The following is a 2,121-nucleotide window of genomic DNA, read 5'->3' on the forward strand; positions in this document are numbered from 1 at the left end:
CTGCCAGTCGGCCTCGGTCGAGGACGGGAACGCTGATGGCGGCCACGAGGGGGCGGGGCCGTGTCCGACCTACGGCCTTGCTGCTCTGGGAGCTTGTCCGGTTCAGGGTATGGGTGGTGTGGGCGAGGTCGTCGACGGCGGGGTTGTTGACCAGAGGCAGGCCAGTCCGACCGAGTTGCATTGACCCGGAGCGTTGTTAACAGCGGGCAAGAGTCTCTGTCGCGCGTACGCGGCCACGCCGGGCGAGACCGAGAAGCGGGTTCTCCCGTCGCGCATCGGTCCGGTGTCCACAAGACCCGGCCGCACCATCAATCGGCGCGGAGCCCGGTGAGATGGATGCGGAGGAAGCGACGCCATGGAGCATCGTCACCATCAGGTGAGGCGGCGACCACTCCTCGTATCGCGACGATGAGCGTTTTGACGTCGCCTGCTGTCACATCCCGCGCGAGGTACCCCGCGTCGACCGCATTGCGCGTGAGCTGCCGGACTCGCTCCGCTGTCCGCGCGCTCACGGCGTTGTCGCTGGCTACCCGGTCGGCCAAGGAGACCGCGTACCGTCGCTTCTCCGCGTTGAAGACGCCCACGTAGTCGAGAAACCCCTCAAAGCCAGCGGCAGGGTCGGGATCCGTGAGAGCAGCCGCGGCAGCCTGGTCCAGCTCCTCGACGAAAAGCTGCGCGATGGCGTCGAGCAGGGCGTCCTTGCCGGAGAACCGCCTATAGATCGTGCCGACACCGAGACCGGCACGGGAGGCAATGGCCTCCATGCTGGCTTGTGGTCCCTGCTCGGCAAAGACCACGCGCGCGGCGCTGATGACGATCTCGTCGTTGCGCAGTGCGTCCCGGCGCGGTGCACGACGAGAGGTCGAGGGGCTGGTGCGTCGGCTCATCCGTGTCAGTGTACTCAAAACGGAACCTGTCTTCCGCAACATGTTAAAGTGAATATAGATTCCGCTTTGATGAGGAGGACCTGTTTCATGAGGACCACGACCGGCTGGCAGAGCCTTGACCCCAACAGCAACGCTCTGACCCGCGTCACCATCGAACGGCGCGACCTGCGTCCCGACGACATCGCCGTGCGAATCGACTACTGCGGTGTCTGCCACAGCGACCTGCACCGCATCCACGGAATGCTTGGCGAGAAGGACCTCGTCCCCGGGCACGAAGCGACCGGCGTCGTCGTTGCCACCGGCCAGGAGGTCACCGGCTTCGCCGTGGGCGAGCGAGTCGCCATCGGCACGATCATCGACTCGTGCGGCGAGTGCACCATGTGCCTGGCCGGGCAGGAGAACTACTGCTACGACCGCCCGACCACCACCTACGGTGGCATCGACCGCATCGACGGCATCCCGACCAAGGGCGCCTACAGCCGTGAGTACGTCCTGCGCGAGAAGTTCGCGTTCCACCTGCCCGAAGGGCTCGACCCGGCAGCCGCGGCACCGCTCATGTGCGCCGGTGTCAGCGTCTGGGAGTCTCTGCGGGCCGCCGGCGCCGGCCCCGGCAGCCGCGTGGCCGTCGCCGGCCTCGGCGGGCTCGGCCACCTCGCGGTCAAACTCGCCGTTGCGCTCGGAGCCGAGGTCACCGTCCTCAGCCGCAGCACAGTGAAGGAACAGGACGCACGGGCCCTTGGGGCGACCGGACTGCTCGTGACCACCGACGAGGCCCAAGTCGCCGCCGCACGGGGCAGCTTCGATTTCATACTCGACACCATCTCGGCCGACCACGACCTCACACCGCTCATCGGCATGCTCGGCCTCGACGGGACCCTGTGCGTCCTAGGAAACCCCCTGCTGGCCGGTCCGAAGCTCTGGGAACTGGGAGCTGGCCGCAAGAAGCTCACCTCCTCCGGCACGGGAGGGCTGCGGCAGACCGTGGAAATGCTCGAATTCTGCGCCGCGCACGGCATCACAGCCGACGTCGAAACCCTTCCCTCAAGCCAGATCGAAACCGCACTGAACCGCCTCGCTGACGGCAACGTGCACTACCGTTTCGTGCTCGACATGTCCGACCTCGACCAGTAGCCGACCCCCCCCCATTACCTTCTTGGTAGCCCCGCAATGGGGCGCCCGGCCTTCGGAGTTGGCATGACTTTCTCCCCCTGTCGATCGCATGTCTTGGGGGGTG

The 2,121-nt window shown here is 66.7% G+C and carries 2 protein-coding genes; one reads left to right on the forward strand and one right to left on the reverse strand.

Going from position 1 to position 2,121, the window contains the following annotated elements; translation table 11 throughout:
• Positions 1–308 precede the first annotated feature (308 nt).
• Positions 309–887, reverse strand: a complete 579-nt coding sequence (locus tag ACFC1X_RS40705; protein WP_376364803.1) for a TetR/AcrR family transcriptional regulator — start codon at positions 885–887, stop codon at positions 309–311.
• A gap of 87 nt (positions 888–974) precedes the next feature.
• Between ACFC1X_RS40705 and ACFC1X_RS40710 the strand changes: the two genes are divergently transcribed.
• Complete coding sequence (locus tag ACFC1X_RS40710; RefSeq protein ID WP_376364806.1) at positions 975–2,018, forward strand: NAD(P)-dependent alcohol dehydrogenase; 1,044 nt, start codon at positions 975–977, stop codon at positions 2,016–2,018.
• Positions 2,019–2,121: the final 103 nt, after the last annotated feature.

The organism is Streptomyces sp. NPDC056128 (assembly GCF_042263835.1).
In the GTDB taxonomy this organism is placed as follows: Bacteria; Actinomycetota; Actinomycetes; order Streptomycetales; family Streptomycetaceae; genus Streptomyces.